This window comes from Paenarthrobacter sp. CC6 (genome assembly GCF_040560085.1).
GTDB classification, from domain to species: domain Bacteria; phylum Actinomycetota; class Actinomycetes; order Actinomycetales; family Micrococcaceae; genus Arthrobacter; species Arthrobacter nicotinovorans.
This window is the reverse complement of record NZ_JARDAN010000006.1, coordinates 77,334-100,674: the sequence shown is the minus strand read 5'-3', so window position 1 is coordinate 100,674 and position 23,341 is coordinate 77,334. Positions and strand designations below refer to the sequence as shown.

Sequence of the window (23,341 nt, the reverse complement as noted above, 5' to 3'; positions counted from 1 at the left end):
CGATGAAATCCGTTGTCGGCCCCGGACAAAAACTACCGTTTGCGGTAGTGGGTCAGTGGCCCATTCCCAAGCCGCCATCAACGGGGATCACGGCGCCCGAGATGTAGGCGGCCTCATCACTGGCCACCCAGCGGACAACGTTGGCCACTTCGGATGCCTCAGCGAAACGCCCGGCCGGGACGTTGGCGAGGTAGGACTTCTGTGTGTCCTCCGGCAGTTCTGCTGTCATATCCGTGTTGATGAACCCGGGTGCCACTACGTTGGCGGTGATGCCCCGGCTTCCCAGTTCGCGCGTCAGGGACCGTGCGATACCCACCATTCCGGCTTTGGAAGCGGAGTAGTTGATCTGCCCCGGAGCTCCGTAGAGGCCGGATACGGATGAGATAAGCACCACACGGCCCTTGCGGAGCCTGATCATGCCCTTGCTGGCGCGCTTGATGACCCGGAATGCTCCCGTCAAGTTGGTGTCGAGAACCGAGGTGAAGTCGTCTTCGCTCATCCGCAGCAGGAGCGTGTCCTTGGTGATGCCTGCGTTCGCCACCAGAACCTCAACCGGCCCGTGCGCCTCTTCGACAACCTTGAACGCCGCATCGATCGAAGCTTCATCAGTGACATCGGCCTTTACGCCCAGGATTCCCTCAGGGAGTTCTGTTTCACTGCGGTAGGTAACAGCCACCTTGTCGCCGTTGGCAAGGAATGATTCCGCGATGGCCAGGCCGATGCCGCGGTTACCGCCAGTGATCAGGACGCTGCGACCGGTGGATACTGCTTCAGACATGCTTTTGCTCCAGGTTCTGCGGTCATCGAATGCCGCGTGAAGAGGGATTTTCCTGTCTCGATCTTATCCGCCGCCTGCAGCAACCCGCGGGTAACCGGCACGCTGCGCGGTTTGGGCGGGCTATGGCCTTGGTGAGAGAATTGGAAGAGGCCTTTGGAGCGTGATGATTCAGCTGTGACACGAGAGAACAGCCCCCTGCAGCAAGTGCCCGGGGAACCGGACGCGGTCTCCAGCGACCCCGAAGTCCACAGCATCACCGATGCCGCTGCCGCGCACTCCGAGGACATGCGCGAACGAATGATCAAGTACGCCGTCGCCATGGGGATCCGCATGGTCTGCATCGTCCTGATTTTCGTCGTTGACGGCTGGTTCAAGATTATTGCCATTGCAGGCGCGGTCTTTCTTCCCTGGATCGCTGTGGTCATCGCCAACGGCAACGACAAAGCCGAGGACCACAGCGATTCACTGCTGGACTATGTGGCAGTTCCGGAACTCGAGCGGTCGGACCTGCCTGACGATGACCAGGATGGCGACGCGCCCACGGTGCTTCAGGGTGAACTGGTGGACGATCCACCGGTCGACGGAGAAGCAGACCCCGGAACGAATGACCACGCAGGAGAAGCCGGCAACCCCGGCGACGGACGGACGGCTTCATGAATATCTTTAATCTTGGCAGCGCAGGCTTGGGCAGCCAGGACTCCGGTCGCGCCACAGCAGCGGTCACATGCTCCCGGAAGGGATGCCGCCAGGATGCCGGGTGGCAGCTTCTGTGGAACAATCCTCGCATCCACACGCCGGAGCGTCGAAAGGTGTGGCTTGCGTGCGATGAGCACCGTGAATGGCTTGAAGACTACTTGCAGACCCGGGGCCTCTGGAAAGAGACGGTGCCGTTTACCGATGATCCGGCAGTGAACGAGGCCCGCTGAATGTACCGTTTCCTCTTCTCCAGCAAGTGGCTGGGGTACTTCGTTTTGGCCGTGATTTTCGCGACTGCCTGTGTGTTTTTGGGGCGCTGGCAGATGGACCGCAGGGCTGAGACGCTCGCCGAAATCAATCGCGTTGTCAGCAACTATTCCGCGACGCCCATCCCCTATTCCGAGATCAAGGACCAGTTCAACGCGCTGGATCCCGAACGGGAATGGACGCAGGTCCAACTCCGCGGCAGCTACGACATCGACGGGCAGCGCGTTGTCCGCAACCGCCCGTTGAACGGCCAGCCAGGCTACGACGTCGTGGTTCCTTTCCGCCTCACCACCGGCGAGGCGGTGGTGATCGACCGCGGCTGGCTGCCGATCGGCAACAACACACCGGGCCGTCCCGACGTCGTTCCGGCGCCTCCCACAGGCGAGGTCACCGTTGTTGCGCGCCTGAAGCCCGCCGAACCGAAGCTGGACCGCGGGGCGGTGGACGGGCAGCTTGCCTCCATTGACCTGGCAAGCTTTGCCACTGAACTTTCTTATCCCATCGCCACCGGAGCCTACGGACAGCTGGCCAGCGAGAACCCTGCCGTGCAGCCCATGCCGACACCGTTCCCCAAACCGGCCACCGAAGAAGGAACCCACCTCTCCTACTCCCTTCAATGGTTCGCCTTTGGAGTCCTGATGTTCATTGGGTTCGGCTACGCCGCACGCCAACAGGCCCGCAACGCTGCCATCGACGCCGAAGACGAAGAGGACGAGCAGATCATGGCCGCCGGCGGAAGCCCGAAGCGCCGTGCCCCTGCCCCGCGCAAGAACAAGCGGCCCACAGCCGAAGAAGAGGAAGACGCAATCCTGGATGCACAAGGCTACTGAACCGGCTACTGATCCCGTGGACAACGTGCGGTCGGCCCTGATAGCCGCCGGCGCCAAGGACACAGTCCAAGTATTCGATGACGAGGTGCCTACGGCCGCAGCCGCAGCGGCGGTCCTTGGCTGCGAGGTGGCAGCTATTACCAACAGCCTGATATTCGATGTCGATGGCGAACCGCTGCTGATCCTTGCCAGCGGCGCTGCCAAGGTTGACACCGCACTCGTGGCAGATCAGCTTGGGACCGGCAGGATCCGGCGCGCCAAGCCTGCATTCGTGCTGGAGCACACGGGTCAGGAAGTGGGTGGAGTGGCCCCGCTGGGCCACCCCGGCAGGATCCGGACCATCCTGGATGCCTCGCTGGAACAGCACCCCGTCCTCTGGGCCGGCGCCGGCGACCACAACTCCATGTTCTCCATCAGTTATGAAGAACTCCGCAGGATCACGAACGCCGAAGAACTCCTGGTTCGTTAGCGCGATGCATGCGGGGGCACCGCCGGCCCTTAGGCCAGGGTGATGAGGTCCAGGTAGTCCTCGTTCCAGTGGTCCTCGACACCGTCCGGGAGCAGCACTACCCGCTCCGGGTTCAAGGCTGACACTGCGCCTTCATCGTGGCTGACCATGACGACGGCGCCGCTGTAGTTCTTCAGCGCACCCAGGATTTCGGCACGGCTGGCAGGGTCAAGGTTGTTCGTGGGCTCATCAAGGAGCAGCACATTGGCGCTCGAAGCCACAATCGTGGCAAGCGCCAGGCGTGTCTTCTCGCCACCGGAAAGCACTCCCGCGGGCTTGTCGACGTCGTCTCCGGAGAACAGGAACGAACCCAGGATCCCGCGGACCTCAGCGTCCTTCATGTCCGGAGCCGAGGACCTCATGTTTTCCAGCACCGTACGTTCGTGGTCCAGCGTTTCGTGCTCCTGGGCGTAATAACCCACCTTGAGTCCATGGCCCGGGATGATGTCGCCGGTATCAGGCTTGTCGACGCCGGCCAGCATACGCAGGAGGGTGGTCTTGCCGGCACCGTTGAGGCCGAGGATGACCACTTTGGAGCCGCGGTCGATGGCCAGATCCACATCCGTGAAGATTTCCAGGGAACCGTAGGACTTGCTCAGGCCCTCCGCGGTGAGCGGGGTCTTGCCGCACGGTGAAGGATCCGGGAAGCGCAGGGCGGCCACGCGATCGTTTTCACGAACCGCTTCAAGCCCGCCGAGAAGGCGTTCCGCACGTTTGGCCATGTTCTGAGCGGCAACGGCTTTGGTGGCCTTGGCGCGCATCTTGTTTGCCTGGTCGATCAGGACCTGGGCCTTCTTCTCTGCGTTGGCACGCTCGCGCTTACGGGCGCGCTCATCGGTCTCGCGCTGCTGGAGGTAACGCTTCCAGCCCATGTTGTAGTAATCGATCTGGGCGCGGTTGGCGTCCAGATGGTAGACCTTGTTGACCGTGGCCTCGAGCAGCTCCACATCGTGGCTGATCACGATCAAACCGCCTTGGTGGTCTTTCAGGAAGTCCCGCAGCCAGGTGATGGAGTCGGCGTCGAGGTGGTTGGTCGGTTCGTCGAGCAGCAGCGTTTCGGCCGAGGAATACAGGATGCGGGCCAGTTCCACACGGCGGCGCTGGCCACCGGACAGTGTCTTGAGCGGCTGGTTGAGGATGCGCTCCGGAAGGGCCAGGTTCGAGGAAATGGCGGCAGCCTCTGCCTCCGCGGCGTACCCGCCACCGGCCAGGAACTCCGACTCCAAGCGGTCGTACCGGTTCATGGCCTTCCGTTGGATGGACGCATCTTCGCTGGCCATCTCCTGCTGTGCCTTCTTCAGCTTTCCGACCACCACATCCAGGCCGCGGGCCGAGAGGATACGATCGCGGGCGAGCTGTTCCATGTCAGGCGTCCGGGGATCCTGGGGCAGGTAGCCGATCTCGCCACTGCGCGTCACTTTGCCGCCTGCGGGAAGACCCTCCCCTGCCAGGACGCGCGTCAGGGTCGTCTTGCCGGCACCGTTGCGGCCGACCAGCCCGATCTTGTCCCCTTTGTCCACCCTGAAGTTGACCTGGTCCATGAGCAGGCGTGCGCCGGCGCGGAGTTCGAGTTCCTGGACGGTAATCAATTCGGGTGATGCCTTTCAATGGGGAACGCCTGCGGGGGCCGGTGGGCCCGATGAGTGCGGCGGGGTGCGACCGTGAGAACAGCCTGTTCAAGTCTACCGGCACCCAGGGCACGGACTGACATCCTCTTCCAACAGCGGAAACTGTGCCAACGACCAAAGATTCCCCGAGCACCCTTGTAGGGAGGCTCCAAAATCCACGTCGCCCCGCATCCGTATTGTCGAAGCCAGGGGAAACAAATACTTTCATCGCACCCATCTCATCCGTTAGGACCCGTCATGAGCAAGACCGATGCTGTCACTGTGCAGCGGCCCACCACCTCACGCAAACGCTGGAACGCAACCGATATCGGTCTCATCGCCGTCTTTGCAGCCCTCGTGGCCGCGTCGTCGATCGTCCCCGGCATTCCGGTGGGCGCCCTTGGTGTGCCCATCACTTTGGTGACCCTGACCGTGATGCTCAGCGGACTGGTACTTGGCGCCGGTCGCGGCTTCGCCGCCGTCGGACTCTATGTCTTGTTGGGCCTGGCAGGTTTGCCCATCTTCAGCGGAGGCCGCAGCGGCCTGGGTATCCTCGCGAGCCCTTCGGCCGGGTACATCATCGCTTTCCCGCTGGCGGCGGCGGCCACAGGCTACCTTGCCGCCGTAGTGATCCGCAGGACCGTCAAATACCGGGGACTTTGGCTGTTCGCTGCCACCATGGCCAGCAGTCTCGTTGTTGTCCATGGCCTGGGCATCCTCGGCATGATGGTCAACGCCAAACTCGACTTCAGCAAGGCACTGCTCGCTGACCTGCCGTTCCTTCCCGGGGACACCCTCAAGAACGTCCTGGCCGTGATCATCGCACTGGCAATTCACAAGGCATTCCCGGATGTCCTGGTACGTCGGGTTAAGCAGGGAAGTTGAACAGCATCAGTTTCAATGGGGTCTCGGTGCGCGTGGCTGTCGACACCGGCGACGCACCCAAGACACTGCTGCACCGGTTTTCCCTGGAGCTCACGGAGCGTCGTATCGGTGTGATCGGCGCCAATGGCTCCGGCAAGTCCACCTTTCTCAGGCTCTTCAACGGTCTGGTGGCTCCCACTGATGGAACAGTCGTGGTGCATGGCCGCAGCACGGATGCAGATGTCCGCCGGGTGCGGGCGAACGTAGGTTTCGTTTTCACAGATCCTTTGTCCCAACTGGTGATGCCGACAGGGCGGGAAGATGTTGAGCTGTCCCTGCGGCGTTCCGTCAGGAACCCCAAGGAACGTACTGCCAGGGCTGAAGCCGTCCTCGACCGCTTCGGGCTCCTCCGCGTAGCCGACCAGAGCATCTATGAACTCTCCGGCGGAGAACGCCAACTGCTCGCGCTGGCCGCGGTGCTGGCCGTCAACCCCGGGGTTCTGGTCCTTGATGAACCGTCCACCCTGCTGGATCTGCGCAACCGCGAACTGCTGCGCCGGACCATTGCGGGGCTGGACCAACAGGTCATCATGTCCACGCATGACCTCGACCTGGTCCTCGACATGGACCGGGTCCTGGTGGTGGAGGACGGTCGCATAGTGTTCGACGGCGGCGCGGCCGAAGCCGTGGCCCATTACCGTGCGCTGTACGAAGGTACAGCAGTTGAAATGCCCGTGGAAGGGTTACCGAGGTGAGGGGCCACGGCCACCTGCTCGCACAGCACGTCCCTGGCAGTTCCCTGATACACCGCACTCCCCTGTGGCTGAAATTCCTTGTGGTGGCGGCCTGCGGAACGGCGTCGTTCCTGATTGTCGACTGGGCAGTATCCCTGGCCGTCTTCATCGTCATGTGCGGGCTCTTCCTGCTCAGCGGCGCCGGGATCAAACGACTCCTGGGATCCCTCTGGACGGTCACGCCCATCCTGCTGGCCATCGGTTTTTTCCAGTGGTGGCAGTTGGGCGGACCAACAGCGGCGCGCATCGTGCTGAATGTACTGGTATGCGTCGTGGCCGCTTCAGTGCTGACCGCCACCACCCCCGTGCAGGATTTGCTGGATGGCGTGGTCTCCATCTCCAAACCGTTCCGCCGGTTCGGCGCCGATCCCGAACGTTTCGCACTGACCATTGCCGTGATGCTCCGCAGCATTCCGTTTATCGCCGGCGCCTTCGCCGATGTCCGGGATTCCGCGCGCGCCCGGGGCCTTGAACGGAACCCCAGGGCCTTGGTCCTGCCCGTGTTCATCTCGACCGTGGCCTATGCACGGCTGACCGGCGACGCCCTAGCTGCCAGGGGGCTGGGCGAAGCCGACGAAGCCCCCTTGAGTCAGAGCCGCGAGTAACGCAAAAGGCTGGCCGTGCCCATACCGCCGGCGATGCTGATCATCGCCAGCCCGAGGGCCCCGGATCCTGTCTCGCGGTACCGTGTCCTGGCCTGCGCCAAGAGCCGCGTCACCAGAACGGCCCCCGATGCACCGTACCCGTGACCCAACGCCAGGGCACCGCCTTCACGGTTCGCCCGGGCAGGATCCAGGCCCAAGTGTTCCAGGCATGCGATGGTTTGCGATGCGAACGCCTCGTTGAACTCGATGAGGTCCAGCGTGTTTGCTGCCACACCACGACTGGCGAGCAATCGTTCGGCAGCATGGGCGGCACCAATACCCAGCAGATCCGGATCAACGCCTGCCGTGTCGTTGCCAAGCACCTCGAGTCCGTCCACCGCACCCATCGCGCGTGCCCGCGCCATGGAGGTCACCACGACGGCGGACGCGGCGTCCGCGTCGAAGCACGAGTTCGCTGCCGTGACTGTTCCACCGGTCACGAAGGCGGCCGGGAAACGGGCCATCAAAGCGGGTCGCAGCGAAGGCCTGGGACCGTCATCGGACATCACGGGCCCATCAGTGCCGCTCAGCGGGACGATTTCGTCGAAATATCGGCCCGCAGCGGCAGCCTCCACTGCGCGGCGGTGGCTGCGTAGGGCATACTCGTCCTGCCTCTCCCTGGTCACGCCGAAAGTCCTGGCAACATTTTCCGCAGCGACTCCCATGTCCGGGTCTCCGAACTGTGGCGGCACGAAGGTGGCCCGGGAGTAGAACTCCAGTCCGCCGTCGTGATCCTTGTTGGCCCTGGCCGGGGCCGTACTGATGCTTTCGACGCCGCCGGCCAGGAACAGCGGATCACCACCGGCGGCAACCAGCCGGGATGCCAGCGCTATGGCGTCCAGTCCAGAGCCGCACTGACGGTCAACCGTTAGCCCCGGGACGGTGACAGGCAAGCCGGCCTGGAGCGCGGCGTACCGGGCGAGGTTTCCACCCCCGCCCACTGCGTTGCCGATGATGACGTCGTCCACGTCCGAGGGTTCCACCGCCGTGGACTCCAGCAGCGAAGCCAGGACCGGTGCCAGGAGATCCGGCGCGCGGAGATGCTTGAGCTGCCCGTTGGCGCGGCAAACCGGCGATCGAAGGGCCGCAATGATGACAGGTTGCCGGGCGGGATCCGTTTGCGTCGCCGTGCTAACCAAGGGGCTGTGCCCTGGAATCATGGTTCTTGATCCAATCCAGCAGCACCTTACGGCTGACTTTGCCACGATCCGTCATTGGCAGTTCGGAGAGCAGGTAGAACTGCAGCGGCCACTTATCCCGCGCCAGCAGGCCGTCGAGCCCGGTGCGGAGCTGAGTCGCCGTGACGGCGCCATAGGCAGGAACGACGCCGGCAATCACCTTTTGACCGCGGATGTCGTCAGGTGCGCCGGCGGCGACCGCCACCTCGATGCCCGGCACACAGGCCATGGCCAGTTCCACCTCGTGCGGGTACACGTTCTTCCCTGAAGTGACGATCATGTCCGAACCCCGGCCAAGAATGTGGAGGACTCCTCCTCGGAGGTAGCCCTGGTCCCCTACCGTGTACCAGCCGTTGACGCAGCGCAGGGCGTGCCCGTCGTCGCCCCACAAGTAGCCATTGCTGACCATTCCGCTGCGCACGCTGATGTTGCCGTGGGTGCCTTCGGGCAAGACGTTGCCGGCGTCGTCGAGAATGCTGAGCTCCACGCCCGGGAAGGGGGTTCCGATGCCCGTGCCCCCCACATCCAGCGGTTCACCGGCGGCCAGCCGGGTACCCGAGACGAAACTCAACTCCGAAGCGCCGTAGTACTCATAAATGGCAGCATGCGGTGCCCAGCGCCTGGCCGCTTCCAGGGTCCGCGCGTCCAGCTTCGAACCGGCGCAGATGATACTGCGGATAGCGGAGGCGTCCACGTCGCCCGCCAAGCCCCGTTCGCTCAGCAACCGCAGCATGGTGGGGGCAAGGACCAAGCGGGTGATGCCGTCATGGCTGATGGACGCGTGGGCGTCTCCGACATCGAATGATTCGAGGGTGTGGAACGCGGCCCCGGCGTAAAGGCACTCGGAGAGGGCATAAAGGTTCAGGCTCGCGGAAAGCGGGCCCGGCGCCAGCGTGTGGTCATCCTGCGAGAGTCCGAAGAATTCGATGGAAGCCTCGAACGAGACCTGCCACGAGCGGCGGGAACGGGTGAAGGCTTTGGGAACAGAGGTAGTACCCGAGGTCAGGCCAACCAGGAACGTGCTTGAAGGATCTCCGTCCTGCAGACCGCTCCCCATTGCGGTTCCGGCTGTTCCGGCAGTTTCGGCTGCGCCGCAGTTGCGGGATTCAACAAGGCGCGAGGCTACGTCTTCAATCATTGGAGCAGGCCAGAGGGGGTCAAGGACTGCGCAGCGTCGCTCCCCCGCGACGGCGGCAGCGTACCGCTCAACGAAGTCAACGGAGTTTGGTTCGGCCAGCACCGTCGTGGAGCCGGAGGCGGCCAGCAGTCCTGCTGCGCCGTCGCGAAGTCCGGCCCACGTGATCCGGCTGCTGCCCACGACGACGGCGGTGTCGTGCGGGCGCTCATCAGCCCAGATGTGAAGTTTGTCCAGGAAAGGCATCCAGCCAATTTTACGGCAGTGTCCGCACCCTGGCATCAAAAGTGACGTCTATTCTGACAGTATGAGTTTCAACGATGGCGCGCAGCTTGACCCGTCCCAAGTCGAGGACCGACGTGGCGGTGGTATGGGCAGAGGGACCCAAATCGGTGGTGGCATCGGTGGTGGCATCGTGGTGCTGCTGCTCGCCCTCTTCGGTATCAACCCCAACATCCTCGGAGACCTGAGCGGTGGAGGGAGTCCGCCTCCCGCCGTCGAAAGCGGAACCGGAGCAGGGGGCGTGCAGGAGTGCCAGACCGGGGCTGACGCGGACAAGCGCCTCGACTGCCGCATCACCGGAACAGTTAACAGCCTCAACGCTTTCTGGCCCGACTACCTGGCCCAATACAATGTGAAATACTCGCGGCCAGGAACGGTCATCTTTGACCAGGCCACCAACACCGGATGCGGTCCGGCCACCACGGCCGTCGGGCCGTTTTACTGCCCCGCCGACGTGAAGGCCTATTTCGACCCCGGGTTCTTCGATGAACTGGTGACACGGTTTGGCTCTTCGGGCGGCCCGCTCGCCCAGGAATATGTGGTGGCCCATGAATTCGGTCACCATGTCCAGAACATCCTGGGCAACCTCGACCGGGCACAGCAGGATCCGCAAGGACCCCAGTCGGGAGGCGTTCGGGTGGAACTTCAGGCCGATTGCTATGCAGGGCTGTGGGTTCGCCACGCCACCACGCAGACTGATGCCAGCGGCAAGCCGTTCCTTGATCCCCTCACCGAGCAGGACCTGCAGGACGCGCTGTCGGCTGCTTCCGCCGTCGGAGATGACCGGATCCAGGAGGCCGCCACCGGACGGGTCTCTCCCGAATCGTGGACGCACGGATCCAGCCAACAACGGCAGAAGTGGTTCTATCAGGGCTACAGCACAGGTGACATCAACAAGTGCGACACCTTCGGAGTGGCAACCCCATAGCTTTCACGCTTAAAGAGCAGAAGGGTTCCGGGCATATAGCCCGGAACCCTTCTTTATGCCCGCATTAGCAGGCGGAAATCCCGGATCAGATGTTGAAGCCGAGGGCCCGCATCTGGTCCTTGCCGTCGTCGGTGATCCGCTCCGGACCCCATGGCGGCATCCAGACCCAGTTCAGGCGCCAATCGTCAACAACTCCGTCGAGGGACTTGCCAACCTGTTCTTCAAGCACATCCGTCAGCGGGCAGGCCGCCGTGGTCAGCGTCATGTCGATCAGGAGGGCGCCGTCCTCGTCGGAGTACTTCAGGCCATAGAGGAGGCCAAGGTCCACCACGTTGACTCCGAGTTCGGGGTCAATGACGTCCTTGAGCGCTTCCTCGACGTCCTCGAGGCTGGTACGCGCCGCTTTGATTTCGGTCATGGGACGATCCTAACTAGGCCTGCACGGCAGGAGCAACGGCAACGCCGGCGCCTGGCGCGTAGCGGTCGTAGCCCTCTTCTTCAAGGCGGTCGGCCAGCTCGGGGCCGCCCTCCTCGACAACCTTGCCGTCCACGAATACGTGGACGAATTCCGGCTTGATGTAGCGCAGGATGCGGGTGTAGTGGGTGATGAGCAGGGTGCCCATGTTACCGGCGTCGTGCGCACGGTTCACACCTTCGGAGACAACCTTCAAAGCATCGACGTCGAGGCCGGAGTCGGTCTCGTCCAGGATGGCGAACTTCGGCTTGAAGAGTTCCAGCTGCAGGATCTCCACGCGCTTCTTCTCACCACCGGAGAAGCCTTCGTTGACGTTGCGCTGGGCGAAGTCGGCGTCGATGCGCAGCTGCTGCATGGCAGCCTTGACGTCCTTGGTCCAGGTACGAAGTGCCGGTGCTTCGCCGTCGATCGCGGTCTTGGCGGTGCGCAGGAAGTTGGTCATGGTCACACCGGGGACCTCCACCGGGTACTGCATGGCCAGGAAGAGGCCGGCGCGGGCGCGCTCGTCGACGCTCATGTCCAGCACGTTCTCGCCGTCCAGCGTGATGGTGCCGCTGGTGACCGTGTAGCGCGGGTGGCCGGCGATCGTGGAGGCGAGGGTGGACTTGCCCGAGCCGTTGGGGCCCATGATGGCGTGGGTTTCGCCGGTCCTGATGGTCAGGCTGACGCCCTTCAGGATCTCCTTGGTGCCCTGCTCCGTCTCAATGCTGACGTGCAGGTCGTTGATCTCAAGAGTAGACATGCTCTTCTTTCTTTTCGTTCGTAAGTCTGGCGGTACTGGGCGCTCAGTAGTTCTCTACTGAAGCGCCGTTCACAACGTTGGTCACGTCCACGTAGACGTCATCGCCGTCGAGGGTGACGGCGAACACGGGCACGGGATCGTAGGCGGGCAGCTGGAGGGGTTGTCCGCTGCGGAGATCGAACTGGGAACCGTGTCCCCAGCATTCGATTGCGCAACCTTCAACTTCGCCTTCGGACAACGAGATATCCGCATGCGAGCAGGTATCGCCAATGGCGTGGATTTCGCCCATGGAATCCCTGACGATCGCTACGGGATAGTCGTCAATGAGAACCCGCAGGGCCTGCTTGACCTGGATGTCATTGGCGTTGCATACCAGTTCGCCCTTGGTTTGTTCACTCATGCTTGTCCGGACTGCCTGTCTTTGTTGGGTTCGTCGTTAGTTCTCGGTCGCGGCGAGCTCGCGCTCAACAGCGTCCGTCAGGCGATCTTCGATGGCCGGTACGTTGATCTTCTGGATGATCTCGTTGAGGAAGCCGCGGACTACGAGCCTGCGGGCAACTTCTTCCGGAATACCGCGGGCCATGAGGTAGAAGAGGTGCTCGTCGTCGAAACGTCCGGTAGCGCTGGCGTGGCCTGCACCGGCAATGAGACCCGTCTCGATCTCCAGGTTCGGCACGGAGTCGGCGCGGCAGCCATCGGTCAGAACCAGGTTCTGGTTCTTCTCGTAGCTGTCGGTTCCTTCGGCATTCTTCTGGATCAGGACATCGCCCACCCATACGGTGTGTGCACCCTTGCCTTGCAAAGCACCCTTGTACAGCACGTTGGACACGCAGTTCGCCTGACCGTGGTCAACGAACGTGCGGTGCTCAAGGTGCTGGCCGGCGTCTGCGAAGTACAGGCCGAAGAGTTCAACCTCGCCACCCGGAGCAGCAAAGCGTGCAGTCGGGGTGACACGGACGAGGTCTCCACCGAGGCTGACCACGATGTGCTTGAACTTGGCATCGCGGCCGATCTTCGCCTGCTGGGACGAAGCATGAACGGAGTCATCGTTCCATTCCTGCAGGGACACTACGGTCAGCTCTGCGCCATCCTCAAGAACGATTTCCACGTTCTCCGACACAACGGCAGAACCTTCGTGGCCGAGGACCAGGACACCCTTGGAGAACTTCTCCGCCACCACAACGATGTGCTGGGCAGCGGCATCGGTACCGGCGCCGGTCAAGGTAACCGTGATTTCCGACTCGAGCGTGGTCTCCGAGGGAACCGTGATCACAGTGGCTTCCTTGAAGCCGGACCAGGCGTTGGCAGAAACACGGTCTTCCGGAATGCCGGCCAAGCCGATGCGGCGGTCATCACGGCCGACAGTTTCGACAGTGACTCCGGCGGGTGCGGAAACCGTGACAGCCGGCGCCGCGCCGATAAGGGCTTCGGAGTGCAGCCCACGGAGACGACGAAGCGGAGTAAACCGCCAGTCCTCTTCGAGTCCGGTCAGTGCCTTGAAATCGTCAAGGTTGTACGAGGTGAGACGGCCGGCGCGGGAGCTGTCCGGGACGCCTACCCCGCCACCGTGGGAGTGGCTCTTGGACGAAGCGCCCGCGAGCGGACCCGCCGACGGCTTTGCCGCCGTCGAACCGTCAGCGTTGATGGGCGAGAGGTTCTCGCCTTCCTCCGTGAAGCCGTCGATAAAGGGCTGTGCTGAAGGCGCGCCGATGCGGGCCTTTTCAGTAGTGATATCAGTCATTATTAACCGACGGATCCTTCCATCTGAAGTTCAATCAAGCGGTTCAGCTCAAGGGCATATTCCATGGGCAGCTCGCGGGCGATCGGCTCGATAAAGCCGCGCACGATCATGGCCATGGCCTCGTCCTCCGGCATTCCGCGGGACATCAGGTAGAAGAGCTGTTCTTCGCTGACACGGGAAACGGTGGCCTCGTGGCCGAGTACGACGTCATCCTCACGGATGTCGATGTACGGGTACGTGTCCGACCGCGAAATGGTGTCCACCAGCAGCGCGTCACAGCGGACCGTGTTGGCAGAGTGCTTGGCACCCTCGCGGACCTGGACCAAGCCGCGGTAGGCAGCGCGGCCACCACCACGGGCGACTGATTTGGAAATGATGGAACTCTTGGTGTTCGGCGCGATGTGGACCATCTTTGAGCCGGTGTCCTGGTGCTGGCCCTCGCCTGCGAAAGCGATGGACAGCGTCTCACCCTTGGCGTGCTCGCCAACGAGGTAGACGGCCGGGTACTTCATGGTCACCTTGGAGCCGATGTTGCCATCGACCCACTCCATGGTGGCGCCCTCTTCGCAGATGGCACGCTTGGTGACCAGGTTGTACACGTTGTTGGACCAGTTCTGGATGGTCGTGTAGCGGACGCGTGCGCCCTTCTTCACGATGATCTCCACGACCGCGGAGTGCAGCGAGTCCGAGGTGTAGATCGGAGCCGTGCAACCTTCGATGTAGTGAACGTAGGAGTCCTCATCGGCGATGATCAAGGTGCGCTCGAACTGGCCCATGTTCTCCGTGTTGATACGGAAGTAGGCCTGGAGCGGGATGTCGACGTGCACACCCTTGGGCACATACACGAATGATCCGCCGGACCAAACAGCCGTGTTCAGCGATGCGAACTTGTTGTCGCCCACGGGGATGATGGTGCCGAAGTACTCCTGGAAGATCTCAGGGTGCTCACGCAGCGCGGTGTCGGTGTCCAGGAAGATGACGCCCTGGGCTTCCAGGTCCTCACGGATCTGGTGGTAGACAACCTCGGACTCGTACTGGGCGGCCACGCCCGAGACGAGGCGGCTGCGCTCAGCTTCCGGAATACCCAGTTTCTCGTAGGTGTTCCGGATGTCCTCGGGAAGGTCTTCCCAGGTTGCAGCCTGCTTTTCGGTGGAGCGCACGAAGTACTTGATGTTATCGAAATCGATGCCCGAGAGGTCCGCACCCCAGGTAGGCATGGGTTTGCGGTCGAAGTACTTCAGGCCTTTGAGGCGCAGATCGAGCATCCATTCGGGCTCGTTCTTCTTCGAGGAGATGTCGCGGACGACCTCCTCGTTGAGGCCACGACGGGCATTGGCGCCTACGTCGTTCTTGTCGGCCCAGCCGTACTCGTAGTTTCCGATACCGTGCAGTTCGGGATTCTTCTCCAGAATCTCCGAGATCACAGTGCCGTCGGCTACCGCTTTCTCTGCTATTTGGTCCGTCATCACGGCCTTTCTTGCTGGTTGTTAGATTCCTGATAGGGGCTCTTGGGTTGCACTTCGGCGCCTGGGGGCACCGTGGCAGCCAATCGCCCGGTAGGTATGTGGGTGGTGCAAACATGTCCGCCCTGCGCGAGCGTCGAGAGGCGCCGGACGTCGACTCCCACCAAACGGGAGAAGACCTTGGTCTCGGCATCGCAGAACACCGGGAACTCCGCGGCGAGGCGTTGAATGGGGCAATGCCCTTGGCACAGCTGAACGCTGGACAACGCTGCGGGCAACGGCGCCTTGGCTTCGATGGAATGGGCGGAGGCAACAAAGCCGTCGCGGCTCAATGCCTTGGATAGTGCCATGGCCCTGGCGGTGATGTCGTCCCCTGCGGCCTGGACTTCCGGTGCATAGCGCCTTTCCATGTCCGCGAAACGCTCTTCCGCATACTCCCGGACAGCGTCCTCGCCCGCAAGTTCCTGGAGGCGACGCAGGGCCGAGCTTGCGATGTTCAGGTAGTCATCGCCCAGCTTGGACTGCCCCTGTGAACTCAGGACATAGCGACGCGCGGGCCGACCGGCACCTGAACCGGCCTTGGCAACACGCTTGACCTCAATGACGCCACTGCGTTCAAGATGGTCAAGGTGCCTGCGAACGGCGGCGGGGGTAAATCCGAGGAGATCTCCCAGCTCGGCTGCGCTGACAGGACCATTCTCGAGCACGGCGCTGAGGACGCGGTCACGGGTGCGGTCATCCGCGTCCGGCAGCGAGGGTGAGGCAACAAGGGCCTCTCCCGCTGCAGCATGCCGCTTTTGGGGCATGGATACTGGACTGCTCATGGAATACACAACACAATCATGTCGTAATTTGTTTCACGCATCCAGTAAGGCAAGACTGACCTTGGCTCCGCGCCAAGTGTGACCGTACTACTTCACGTAGAATACTTTGGTGCGCTCACCCGAATCTCCTGTCCTCACCATAGACGGACTCATCAAGGATGTAGGCCCTTTGGCCTCCCTCGACGGCAAAATGTTACGGGTGGTCAGTGGACTGTCCCTGGTGGCAGAGCGTGGCCAGGTAACCGCACTTCTTGGTGCGAACGGGGCCGGCAAGACCACCACGCTGGAGTGTGCCCAGGGCCTGCAGAAGCGAACCGGTGGCTCCATCACCCTTCTGGGGGCGGATCCGGATACTGCAGGTGCTGAACTGCGCGCCCGGGTAGGCGTGATGCTCCAGGACGGTGGCCTGCCGCCGTCGGCCCGTCCAATCCCGCTGTTGCGCCACGTGGCCGGCATGTACAAGAACCCCATGAACGTCGATGCCCTGGTGGAGCGGCTGGGCATCAACCAGTTCAGCAGGACCGGGGTGCGGCGCCTTTCCGGGGGTCAAAAGCAACGGCTGGCTTTGGCGGCAGCCCTCGTTGGAAACCCGGAGATCCTGTTCCTTGATGAGCCCAGTGCCGGGCTCGATCCGCAGTCGCGGCAAATGGTGTTCGAACTTATTGCCGAACTGCGGGACGCGGGCATGGGAATCGTTCTCACCACGCATCTGATGGACGACGCCGAGCGGCTGGCGGACTACGTCTACATCATCGACGGCGGACACAACGTGGCGGAAGGGACAGTGGCTGAACTCCTCAGGCATGACCATTCCACCGAATCCGGAGCGTCAGACCGGACTCTGTACTTCGATGCTCCTGCAGGTCTCGACTTCGCAGGCGTAGTGGGAGCCGGGCTCCGCATCACCGAGTCCCGCTCCGGAAGTTACGCCATTGCCGGCGCCATAACTCCCGCTGACCTCGCCGGGCTGACTGCCTGGTGGGCAGAACGGAACATCATGCCTGCATCGCTGCGCCTGGAATCACGAAGCCTCGAGGACGTCTTCCTCGACATCTCCGGAAGGGACCTCCGATGACCGGCCTACTCGCTCCCAACGCAGGTCCGGCGTCCCTGCCCCGCCGCATCATGCAGCAGGGACGATACGAAACCATCACCATGCTGCGCAACGGTGAGCAGCTCATCCTCGCCATCGTCCTTCCGTTGATGGCCTTGGTGGGCCTGGTGGTGACCCCGCTGCTGGACGGTCTCGGTCCCTCGCGGGTAGATACCGCTACGCCGGGCATCCTGGCTCTTTGCGCCATGTCCACCGCGTTTACCGGACAAGGCATTGCCACAGGATTTGATCGCCGCTACGGGGTGCTCCGCTTCCTCTCCACCACCCCGCTTGGCAGGGGCGGCCTCATTGCAGGGAAGATCCTTGCCGTGCTGGTGGTCCTTGCCCTCCAGGTCCTGGTGGTTGGCGCCGTGGCAGGTTTCCTTGGATGGCAGCCACGCCCGGAAGCCTGGCTTCCCGGGCTGGGCCTGCTCGTCCTTGGCGCAGCAGCTTTCACGGCTCTCGGTTTGCTGGTGGCCGGCACTGTGCGGCCCGAGGCTACGCTCGCCATTACCAATTTGCTCTGGATCCTGCTGGGTGCGCTGGGCGGAATCGTCGTACCGGCCGATCGCCTGCCGGCGGTTCTGCAGGGCATTGTGCATTTCCTGCCTTCCGGGGCACTTGGGCAAGGACTGAGGGATGCCTTCCTTCAGGGCACCATTCCCTTGTCTGCCGTTGTGATCCTGCTGCTGTGGACCGTGCTGGCAGGCGGCGCGGCCATCCGCTGGTTCAAATGGAACTAAGCAAATCCGAGCAAAACTGATCCGAGCAGAACTAAGAAGTGAGAAAACTGTGAGCACGGCATCCCGCCTCCCGAAAACCGTCCAGCAATGGACATCCAAACTGCCCACCGAGGTCAACTCGGCCGTACGTCGCTTGGCGTTGCTGTCGCTCATCGGGCAGACCATCCTGGTGGTGACAGGGGGCGCCGTACGGCTTACGGCATCCGGTTTGGGCTGCCCTACGTGGCCCCGCTGCACCAACGACTCCTTGGTCAATACCCCCGAAATGGGTATCCACGGTTTCATTGAGTTCGGCAACCGCCTGCTCACCTTCGCCCTGGCCGCCGTCGCCGCGCTCATGCTGGTGTACCTGTGGAACCTCCGCAAGCAGCGCCGGGACCTCTTCCTGCTGGCACTTGGCCTTCTTGCCAGCATCCCGGCGCAGGCCATTATTGGCGGGATCACCGTGCTCTCCAACCTCAACCCCTGGGTTGTGGGCCTGCATTTCCTTGTCTCGATGGCACTCGTTGTCTTCGCAACTTTGCTGGTCAACAGGGCCTACGGGCGAACGGGCCGATTCATGAACAGGACCCTGCCGGCACTACCTTCAGTAACTCGTCCCCTGATGATGGCGGTTGCCGTGTTCTCCGCCATCGCTGTCATGCTCGGCGTCGTGGTCACAGGAGCCGGCCCGCACGCCGGGGACGCCGATGCTCCGAGGAATGACCTCGATTGGGATCTCTTCTCACACATCCACGCCATTCCCGCCTACCTCATCACGGCCGGCACCCTCCTCGCCGTGTTCCTGGTGGTCCGGCGCAGGATCAGTGGTCCGTTCCGCACTGCTGCCTTCCTCTTGCTGGGCGTGACGTTGCTGCAGGCAGTCATTGGCTTCACCCAGTACTACAACGGCATTCCGGCGCTTCTGGTGGGCGCGCACATGCTGGGCGCTGCGCTGCTGATGAGCGCTGCCACGAATGCAGCGGACGTCGCCAAACACAGTCCGGTCGGCTAGGCGTACTTGTCGGGTTGGGAACAGGCCCTCGGGTAACGCGCTTCTGGTAGCTGGTTACCTGCCAGTAGCTAGAGGCGAATCAACTGGGCTGGGTCGGCCCTGGATGCAACGAGGGCAGGGTACGCGGCAGCGATGGTGCCGCTCAGGGTGCCTGCGCCGATTCCCCAGAATGCGGCAAACCCTGGAATGGCCGGCACCCAGCCCTCACTCGCCGCATAGCTAAGGACAGCGGCCATTCCAATGGCGGCCCCTGCTGCGCCGCCGATCGCCCCGACGATGGCCCCTTCCAGGAGAAACATGCAGCCCAGCGGCCAGCGCCGCATACCGAGGGCCCGCCTCAAGGCGATCTCATTGAACCTCGCTGTCACTCCGAGATACATCGTCGTGCCTGCGCTGAGGCACGCGATGGCCAACAGGACGACAGAGACTATCGCTACCAGTCGGCCGAGATCCGAATTGATTCCTTGCTTGAGTTCGCGTAGGTCAGCCACCGTCTCAATCTTGACGGCGCCCGTTTCGGTGGGATTTAGCGCCTTGGGAATTGCCTCCGCAATTGCGGCAGGCATTCCGGGGTCCGTGCGCAAAACCAGGCTGGCCGCCATTCTGTCTGTGACGGAATAGGATCCGAGTCCCACCACCACAGCTTCGGTCAGAATGGGGTCCCGTCCCGGGTCCGTAATGAGGCCGACCACCGGAACAGGTTGCCCAAAGAGCCAGACGACGGCGCCGGGCCCAGGGGTGCCGATGCCCAGATCCTGCGCTGCTCCTCGACCGATAAACGCCACTGGACCACCAAATGATTGATCGAGCAGGGCCGGGTCACCGAACGAAACCGTTGCGCCTTGTATCGCCAGATAGCCGGAGTCCGCCACTCTGACTGCCCCACCAAATACGGGTTGATCAGGAAAAGTGCCTGGGCGGAAGGTTGACGGGAGGACAACCGAAGCCGATAGCTCGGCGACAATTCCGCCTCCCCGGACTCCCTTAAGCTGCTTTGCTCGTCCGAGGTCGGATCGGACCGCATCCCAGGATGGGTATCCGCCGTCGCGGTTTACTCGGACTTCATCGCTGGCGGCGTCGTCAATGCGGTCCGCGACCTTAACGGCGGCGCTTTCGCTAAGACCGATGGCTGCGACCAAGCCACCGCTGCCGATGAGAAAAGCCAGAATCAAGAGCAGTGCCTTCCCGGGTCGTCCGGTAAGGGCGGAGAGTGCCTCGGCAACGAGGTCGGTGAACTCACTTATGCGCTGACGCTTGAGGGCGGACGCGGATGGGGAAACCTGTGCGTCCATCGCCGTCGCTTGACGGATCGCCGCTCCCGTATCGCTGATCACTTGGCCATCCCGCATCGTGATGACTCTGTCTGCGGAGGCGGCAATGCCCGGATCATGAGTGACCATGATGACGGTGGTCCCGCCCTCGTGAAGCTCGCGTAAGTGCTGCAGCACAATCGCGCCGTTGGCTGTGTCGAGGCTTCCAGTGGGCTCGTCAGCGAGGATAACGTCTGGATCACCGACGACAGCGCGGGCGATTGCGAGCCGTTGCCGTTCACCGCCAGAGAGCATCGCCGCCGGTGTGCCCACGCGATGGTCGAGGCCAAAACGATGTAATTGCGGCCAGACCAGCGATTTCTGAAGCGCCGCCTTTATCCCCCGGGCGCGAAGACCCAGCGTGGCGTTGCGTGCTGTTGAGTCGCGTCCCACCACATGGGAGTCCTGAAAGACAAAGCCAAATGTACGGGCCCTGCTTTCAGCGCGTTGGCCCTCGTTGAATCCTGCCGTGTTCGCGCCGCTAAGGAGGTAGGTGCCGCTGGTCGCCGTATCCAAAAGGCCCAGGATGTTGAGGAGCGTCGACTTGCCGGAACCTGAAAGTCCCACGATCGCTACAAATTCCCCCGCATGGATATCCAGGTCGATGCTTCGCAGCGCTTCCGTTCCCGAAAAGGAGCGGGTGACCCCACGCAGGCTTAGGAGCGCCGGCCGACCGTTCGGGTCGCACTTTGCTGGTTCAGGCACAGTTGTTCGATCATGGGAGTCGGACATGATCCCCTTCCGCAATGGACGGGACATCTGCCAGGGCAGCCCACCCGTCGGCTTGGCCCGTCACAGAGACATCCACGCGTCGGACATCTGGGCCGGCCTCAACCTCGACGAAGGCACTGCCTCGCTCCTGACGGATTGCGATCAGAGGGACCGCCAAGGTTTCAGGGGCCGCGGTGATGGCAGTGACCGTTAGTGTCTGCCCGGACGAAAACCCTGCACTGCCGGCCGTCAGCGGCAGCGTTATGTCCTTTCCCGGAATGTCGCTGCTGTCTTTTCCTCCTGCGATGAAAGCACTTACTCCGGCAACCTTTGTGTCAAGGGTTGCCGATCCGGCACGGACTGTCACAGCTGCACCCACGGGGAATGACTCCGCCTGCAGCACGTCGGCACGCGCGACGATGGTGTCAGGGGCGAAGGTTACGTTGGCGACGATGCCGTCCTCTCCGAGGACAGTTCCCGGTTGTGCAATAGTTGCGATCTTTCCAACATCGCCAGGGATCTGGACGAATTCCTGCCAGCGGAAGATGACAGCCGAGGTGTTGGTATCGTCGCCGTGATTATCGGCCGACACCTCCGTGGGCGCCTTTGAGCCAGCAGCCAGGTACCAATTGGAGAGTGCCAGCTGGGTTCCGTGGTCGAATACACCGCTGGCGGGCACAGGAAATCCAAAATTGGTGAGCGCCTCCTGGAGACCTTTGACGTCAGGCCCGGACTGACCCGGTGAAATGTCCCGGTAGAGCGGGACGGCGGACGGCATGACAAGGAGTGGGCGGCCGGAGACGACGGCCACAAGTTGCCCAGGCAGGAGCTCGTCGCCAGGTGACTTGGCAGCAGACGTCACCACCAGGCGGGCAATTCCGCTGGAGGCGGCAGCCTTGATGGCTGACTGTGTCCCAGGGACGACCTTGCCGGACAAGACGACCTGCTTTATGACGGCGCGCCTCTCCACAGTGGCGGATACAGGAACCGTTTGCTGGGAGGCCTGAGGTGACTCGGCACTCTCCGCCGCGCTGATACCTGCCCAGTAGGCGGCCCCCAGCCCGCCCACTACCAGCACCAAGACGCACGGGAGGAGCCACCATCGCGGAATGCGCCGCATTGCAGAGTTGAGCTGGGTTTCAGGGTTCTGCATGGTTTCAGAGCTTGGCATCGGCCACGCCGTGGTCCCTCAGCACCTGCTTGGCCCGTTCGACGGATGCAGCTTTCTGGCTAGCGACTTCATTGAGCTCGGCCTGATGGTCCTTCATTTGCGCGGCCTCGTACTGCGCGAGGATGTCATACGGAAGCTGTGCCCCGCCGCTGGAGTCCTTGCATTCGACATCAAGCAATGCCATCCGAACTTCCTCTTCTTTGGACGCTGCGCCTTGGAAAGACCACGAATCCGAGCCGGCGAGCTTCAAACCCTTGGCCGCCACGCAGTCCTCCCATGCCCGCCGATATGACAGGTAATCCGGGTCTCGATCAGTTAAGGCCAAGGAAGTCTGAACTATCCTGTTCTGAACCGACTGATCGACGGCCAATCCTTCGAGGAGCTCCGGAAACCCCGCCCGTCCAACAGAGTTGTAGCATTTGGTTTCGGCTTCCTGTTGTCGTGCAGTGACGGGAGATCGCTCGGGCTGCGCGTCCAGCACGCCCGGGATTTTGCGGATTTCCGGGCTGAACCCGTTCCTCGCGGCAAGGGCCCGGGACCACTGACCGTAACTGCGGTCCTGCAGTGCCTTACCGGCTCCACCCCGCGGAGCCCCGCCGAAGCCCGCATCTTCGACGCAATCGTAGATAAGGAATGCGACCGCGGTGTTGACGATGAGGTTCTCTCGATCCGAGTACCAATAGCTGCTCATGGGGAGGAGGACTTCGCCGGTGATCTCGTTGAGAGAAGCCCTTGCCCCCGCTCCGTCAGAACGGTCGACGATCGGAAGGCTGCCATCGGAACCGCGGTCTGGCGGTGAAGCTGGAGGTGCTGAACAAGCTGCTCCCAACAGAGCCACTATCGTGACGATGACAGCAAAAACCGCGGCGAGACCACCGGCCCGGGTCCTCAAGAACTCAGCCCCAAACACTTGAGATTTCGTCATCCCAATTCACGCCGGGAATCATGGCACTGCCACGCAGATCATTCATTGCGTTGCCGCCCCGGAAGATTATGGCGTGGCCGTCATAGTTGGCATCCCGATAGAAGTACACGTAGGGCGAGGCCCAGTCTGACGGCGGCCCAACTACCAAGGAACTGGCTTGGTCATTTGCGGCGTTGCCGATGTAGGAAGTTACCCAGCCGAAGGGGCGCGGGGTTCCTGTGAACCAATAGTTGTCATAAAGGCACACCCTGGCCGTTGAGCAAGCTGGGGCGGCTTGGGCTGCGCTCACTCCTGTCAGGACCGAGGCTGACGCTACTGCCAAAACACCCATCGTGCGAAGTACGGCTTTCATGGTTTCCCCAATGCTCGATTTGAATCGGAACAACTTTGTTCCTCCACGAACGGTAGGTCTCCAAAATCACCACCTAGACGGAAATTGGCTCATCTAGGTGGTGATTTCATCAACTTTGAGTGGTCAGATCGCCAAAATAGGTGGTGTGGGCACTCCATCTAGGTGCTCAGCGATGGGTCCAAGCGGTCGGGATGTGAGCGAGCGATGGGTCCAAGCGGTAGGGATGTGAGCGAGCGATGGGGGAAACGGAACGACGTCGGCACTCAGGTGAGTGCCGACGTCGTCG

25 protein-coding genes are annotated in these 23,341 nt (G+C 62.5%); 11 read left to right on the top strand and 14 right to left on the bottom strand.

What is annotated here, in order from left to right; genetic code table 11:
- Positions 1-52: 52 nt before the first annotated feature.
- On the bottom strand, positions 53-778 hold the full coding sequence (locus PV760_RS05280) for a beta-ketoacyl-ACP reductase (RefSeq protein ID WP_039241251.1): 726 nt from the start codon (positions 776-778) through the stop codon (positions 53-55).
- A 153-nt stretch (positions 779-931) separates the two neighbouring features.
- On the opposite strand from PV760_RS05280, the gene PV760_RS05275 reads away from it, so the two are divergent.
- The 4 genes from PV760_RS05275 to PV760_RS05260 are packed head-to-tail and all read left to right on the top strand — an operon-like array spanning position 932 to position 3,040.
- Entirely contained in the window at positions 932-1,435 is a 504-nt protein-coding gene (locus PV760_RS05275; RefSeq protein ID WP_110504625.1) for a DUF3099 domain-containing protein, read from the top strand.
- Positions 1,432-1,704 (top strand): hypothetical protein, encoded by a 273-nt coding sequence (locus PV760_RS05270; protein WP_110504624.1) that lies wholly within the window; start codon positions 1,432-1,434, stop codon positions 1,702-1,704. Before PV760_RS05275 ends, PV760_RS05270 begins: the two co-directional genes overlap by 4 nt.
- Positions 1,705-2,571: an SURF1 family cytochrome oxidase biogenesis protein gene (locus PV760_RS05265; RefSeq protein WP_275779386.1), complete on the top strand. Its 867-nt coding sequence runs from the start codon at positions 1,705-1,707 to the stop codon at positions 2,569-2,571.
- Positions 2,555-3,040, top strand: coding sequence for a YbaK/EbsC family protein (locus PV760_RS05260; RefSeq protein ID WP_055975727.1), 486 nt, complete (start codon positions 2,555-2,557; stop codon positions 3,038-3,040). Before PV760_RS05265 ends, PV760_RS05260 begins: the two co-directional genes overlap by 17 nt.
- Positions 3,041-3,069: 29 nt before the next feature.
- Here the strand turns inward: PV760_RS05260 and PV760_RS05255 are convergent, their stop codons facing one another.
- Positions 3,070-4,668 carry an ABC-F family ATP-binding cassette domain-containing protein gene (locus PV760_RS05255; protein WP_018777586.1) on the bottom strand — a complete coding sequence of 533 codons (1,599 nt, stop codon included), beginning with the start codon at positions 4,666-4,668 and terminating at the stop codon, positions 3,070-3,072.
- Between the two features lie 276 nt (positions 4,669-4,944).
- Here PV760_RS05255 and PV760_RS05250 point away from each other — a divergent pair, with 276 nt between their 5' ends.
- From PV760_RS05250 to PV760_RS05240, 3 genes are read left to right on the top strand one after another with little or no spacing between them, the layout of a single operon-like run.
- Positions 4,945-5,571: a biotin transporter BioY gene (locus PV760_RS05250; protein ID WP_055975724.1), complete on the top strand. Its 627-nt coding sequence runs from the start codon at positions 4,945-4,947 to the stop codon at positions 5,569-5,571.
- Positions 5,568-6,305 (top strand): energy-coupling factor ABC transporter ATP-binding protein, encoded by a 738-nt coding sequence (locus PV760_RS05245; protein ID WP_354627309.1) that lies wholly within the window; start codon positions 5,568-5,570, stop codon positions 6,303-6,305. Before PV760_RS05250 ends, PV760_RS05245 begins: the two co-directional genes overlap by 4 nt.
- Positions 6,302-6,949 carry an energy-coupling factor transporter transmembrane component T family protein gene (locus tag PV760_RS05240; protein WP_354627308.1) on the top strand — a complete coding sequence of 216 codons (648 nt, stop codon included), beginning with the start codon at positions 6,302-6,304 and terminating at the stop codon, positions 6,947-6,949. Before PV760_RS05245 ends, PV760_RS05240 begins: the two co-directional genes overlap by 4 nt.
- Here PV760_RS05240 and PV760_RS05235 read toward each other — a convergent pair.
- Positions 6,934-8,148, bottom strand: a complete 1,215-nt coding sequence (locus PV760_RS05235) for a thiolase family protein (RefSeq protein ID WP_354627307.1) — start codon at positions 8,146-8,148, stop codon at positions 6,934-6,936. The two genes, PV760_RS05240 and PV760_RS05235, sit on opposite strands and share 16 nt — an antisense overlap.
- A complete protein-coding gene (locus PV760_RS05230; RefSeq protein WP_354627306.1) occupies positions 8,120-9,547 on the bottom strand; it encodes a class I adenylate-forming enzyme family protein in 1,428 nt (475 codons plus the stop codon). Before PV760_RS05230 ends, PV760_RS05235 begins: the two co-directional genes overlap by 29 nt.
- A 61-nt stretch (positions 9,548-9,608) precedes the next feature.
- On the opposite strand from PV760_RS05230, the gene ypfJ reads away from it, so the two are divergent.
- Positions 9,609-10,511 carry a KPN_02809 family neutral zinc metallopeptidase gene (gene ypfJ / locus PV760_RS05225; protein ID WP_354627305.1) on the top strand — a complete coding sequence of 301 codons (903 nt, stop codon included), beginning with the start codon at positions 9,609-9,611 and terminating at the stop codon, positions 10,509-10,511.
- Between the two features lie 85 nt (positions 10,512-10,596).
- Here the strand turns inward: ypfJ and PV760_RS05220 are convergent, their stop codons facing one another.
- The 6 genes from PV760_RS05220 to PV760_RS05195 are packed head-to-tail and all read right to left on the bottom strand — an operon-like array spanning position 10,597 to position 15,756.
- On the bottom strand, positions 10,597-10,929 hold the full coding sequence (locus tag PV760_RS05220) for a metal-sulfur cluster assembly factor (RefSeq protein WP_055975711.1): 333 nt from the start codon (positions 10,927-10,929) through the stop codon (positions 10,597-10,599).
- A gap of 13 nt (positions 10,930-10,942) precedes the next feature.
- The gene (gene sufC / locus PV760_RS05215; protein WP_018777578.1) at positions 10,943-11,728 is read right to left on the bottom strand and encodes a Fe-S cluster assembly ATPase SufC; all 786 of its coding nucleotides are present in this window, start codon (positions 11,726-11,728) and stop codon (positions 10,943-10,945) included.
- A gap of 43 nt (positions 11,729-11,771) precedes the next feature.
- Positions 11,772-12,128, bottom strand: coding sequence for a non-heme iron oxygenase ferredoxin subunit (locus PV760_RS05210; protein ID WP_018777577.1), 357 nt, complete (start codon positions 12,126-12,128; stop codon positions 11,772-11,774).
- Between the two features lie 36 nt (positions 12,129-12,164).
- Positions 12,165-13,469 (bottom strand): Fe-S cluster assembly protein SufD, encoded by a 1,305-nt coding sequence (gene sufD, locus PV760_RS05205; protein WP_018777576.1) that lies wholly within the window; start codon positions 13,467-13,469, stop codon positions 12,165-12,167.
- Positions 13,470-13,471: 2 nt separating this feature from the next.
- Entirely contained in the window at positions 13,472-14,935 is a 1,464-nt protein-coding gene (gene sufB, locus PV760_RS05200; protein ID WP_018777575.1) for a Fe-S cluster assembly protein SufB, read from the bottom strand.
- Complete coding sequence (locus tag PV760_RS05195) at positions 14,935-15,756, bottom strand: helix-turn-helix transcriptional regulator (protein ID WP_026267140.1); 822 nt, start codon at positions 15,754-15,756, stop codon at positions 14,935-14,937. The genes sufB and PV760_RS05195 overlap by 1 nt, the downstream gene beginning before the upstream one ends.
- Positions 15,757-15,865: 109 nt before the next feature.
- On the opposite strand from PV760_RS05195, the gene PV760_RS05190 reads away from it, so the two are divergent.
- The 3 genes from PV760_RS05190 to PV760_RS05180 are packed head-to-tail and all read left to right on the top strand — an operon-like array spanning position 15,866 to position 18,586.
- Complete coding sequence (locus tag PV760_RS05190; protein WP_039241235.1) at positions 15,866-16,831, top strand: ABC transporter ATP-binding protein; 966 nt, start codon at positions 15,866-15,868, stop codon at positions 16,829-16,831.
- The gene (locus PV760_RS05185; protein ID WP_018777572.1) at positions 16,828-17,592 is read left to right on the top strand and encodes an ABC transporter permease; all 765 of its coding nucleotides are present in this window, start codon (positions 16,828-16,830) and stop codon (positions 17,590-17,592) included. Before PV760_RS05190 ends, PV760_RS05185 begins: the two co-directional genes overlap by 4 nt.
- Before the next feature lie 49 nt (positions 17,593-17,641).
- The gene (locus tag PV760_RS05180) at positions 17,642-18,586 is read left to right on the top strand and encodes a COX15/CtaA family protein (protein ID WP_018777571.1); all 945 of its coding nucleotides are present in this window, start codon (positions 17,642-17,644) and stop codon (positions 18,584-18,586) included.
- 68 nt (positions 18,587-18,654) lie between these two features.
- Here the strand turns inward: PV760_RS05180 and PV760_RS05175 are convergent, their stop codons facing one another.
- The 4 genes from PV760_RS05175 to PV760_RS05160 are packed head-to-tail and all read right to left on the bottom strand — an operon-like array spanning position 18,655 to position 23,055.
- A complete protein-coding gene (locus PV760_RS05175) occupies positions 18,655-20,601 on the bottom strand; it encodes an ABC transporter ATP-binding protein/permease (RefSeq protein WP_354627304.1) in 1,947 nt (648 codons plus the stop codon).
- A 10-nt stretch (positions 20,602-20,611) separates the two neighbouring features.
- Positions 20,612-21,778: a hypothetical protein gene (locus tag PV760_RS05170; RefSeq protein WP_354627303.1), complete on the bottom strand. Its 1,167-nt coding sequence runs from the start codon at positions 21,776-21,778 to the stop codon at positions 20,612-20,614.
- Positions 21,765-22,670, bottom strand: coding sequence for a hypothetical protein (locus PV760_RS05165; protein ID WP_144027617.1), 906 nt, complete (start codon positions 22,668-22,670; stop codon positions 21,765-21,767). Before PV760_RS05165 ends, PV760_RS05170 begins: the two co-directional genes overlap by 14 nt.
- Positions 22,671-22,674: 4 nt before the next feature.
- On the bottom strand, positions 22,675-23,055 hold the full coding sequence (locus PV760_RS05160; protein ID WP_144027618.1) for a peptidase inhibitor family I36 protein: 381 nt from the start codon (positions 23,053-23,055) through the stop codon (positions 22,675-22,677).
- Positions 23,056-23,341: the final 286 nt, after the last annotated feature.

What these genes read in the sequence shown, in the direction of transcription:
- PV760_RS05280 (WP_039241251.1), bottom strand. Translation starts at nt 778, where the DNA reads ATGTCTGAAGCAGTATCCACCGGTCGCAGCGTCCTGATCACTGGCGGT.
- PV760_RS05270 (WP_110504624.1), top strand. Translation starts at nt 1,432, where the DNA reads ATGAATATCTTTAATCTTGGCAGCGCAGGCTTGGGCAGCCAGGACTCC.
- PV760_RS05265 (WP_275779386.1), top strand. Translation starts at nt 1,705, where the DNA reads ATGTACCGTTTCCTCTTCTCCAGCAAGTGGCTGGGGTACTTCGTTTTG.
- PV760_RS05260 (WP_055975727.1), top strand. Translation starts at nt 2,555, where the DNA reads ATGCACAAGGCTACTGAACCGGCTACTGATCCCGTGGACAACGTGCGG.
- PV760_RS05250 (WP_055975724.1), top strand. Translation starts at nt 4,945, where the DNA reads ATGAGCAAGACCGATGCTGTCACTGTGCAGCGGCCCACCACCTCACGC.
- PV760_RS05235 (WP_354627307.1), bottom strand. Translation starts at nt 8,148, where the DNA reads ATGATTCCAGGGCACAGCCCCTTGGTTAGCACGGCGACGCAAACGGAT.
- PV760_RS05230 (WP_354627306.1), bottom strand. Translation starts at nt 9,547, where the DNA reads ATGCCTTTCCTGGACAAACTTCACATCTGGGCTGATGAGCGCCCGCAC.
- ypfJ (WP_354627305.1), top strand. Translation starts at nt 9,609, where the DNA reads ATGAGTTTCAACGATGGCGCGCAGCTTGACCCGTCCCAAGTCGAGGAC.
- PV760_RS05220 (WP_055975711.1), bottom strand. Translation starts at nt 10,929, where the DNA reads ATGACCGAAATCAAAGCGGCGCGTACCAGCCTCGAGGACGTCGAGGAA.
- sufC (WP_018777578.1), bottom strand. Translation starts at nt 11,728, where the DNA reads ATGTCTACTCTTGAGATCAACGACCTGCACGTCAGCATTGAGACGGAG.
- PV760_RS05210 (WP_018777577.1), bottom strand. Translation starts at nt 12,128, where the DNA reads ATGAGTGAACAAACCAAGGGCGAACTGGTATGCAACGCCAATGACATC.
- sufD (WP_018777576.1), bottom strand. Translation starts at nt 13,469, where the DNA reads ATGACTGATATCACTACTGAAAAGGCCCGCATCGGCGCGCCTTCAGCA.
- sufB (WP_018777575.1), bottom strand. Translation starts at nt 14,935, where the DNA reads ATGACGGACCAAATAGCAGAGAAAGCGGTAGCCGACGGCACTGTGATC.
- PV760_RS05195 (WP_026267140.1), bottom strand. Translation starts at nt 15,756, where the DNA reads ATGAGCAGTCCAGTATCCATGCCCCAAAAGCGGCATGCTGCAGCGGGA.
- PV760_RS05185 (WP_018777572.1), top strand. Translation starts at nt 16,828, where the DNA reads ATGACCGGCCTACTCGCTCCCAACGCAGGTCCGGCGTCCCTGCCCCGC.
- PV760_RS05170 (WP_354627303.1), bottom strand. Translation starts at nt 21,778, where the DNA reads ATGCCAAGCTCTGAAACCATGCAGAACCCTGAAACCCAGCTCAACTCT.
- PV760_RS05160 (WP_144027618.1), bottom strand. Translation starts at nt 23,055, where the DNA reads ATGAAAGCCGTACTTCGCACGATGGGTGTTTTGGCAGTAGCGTCAGCC.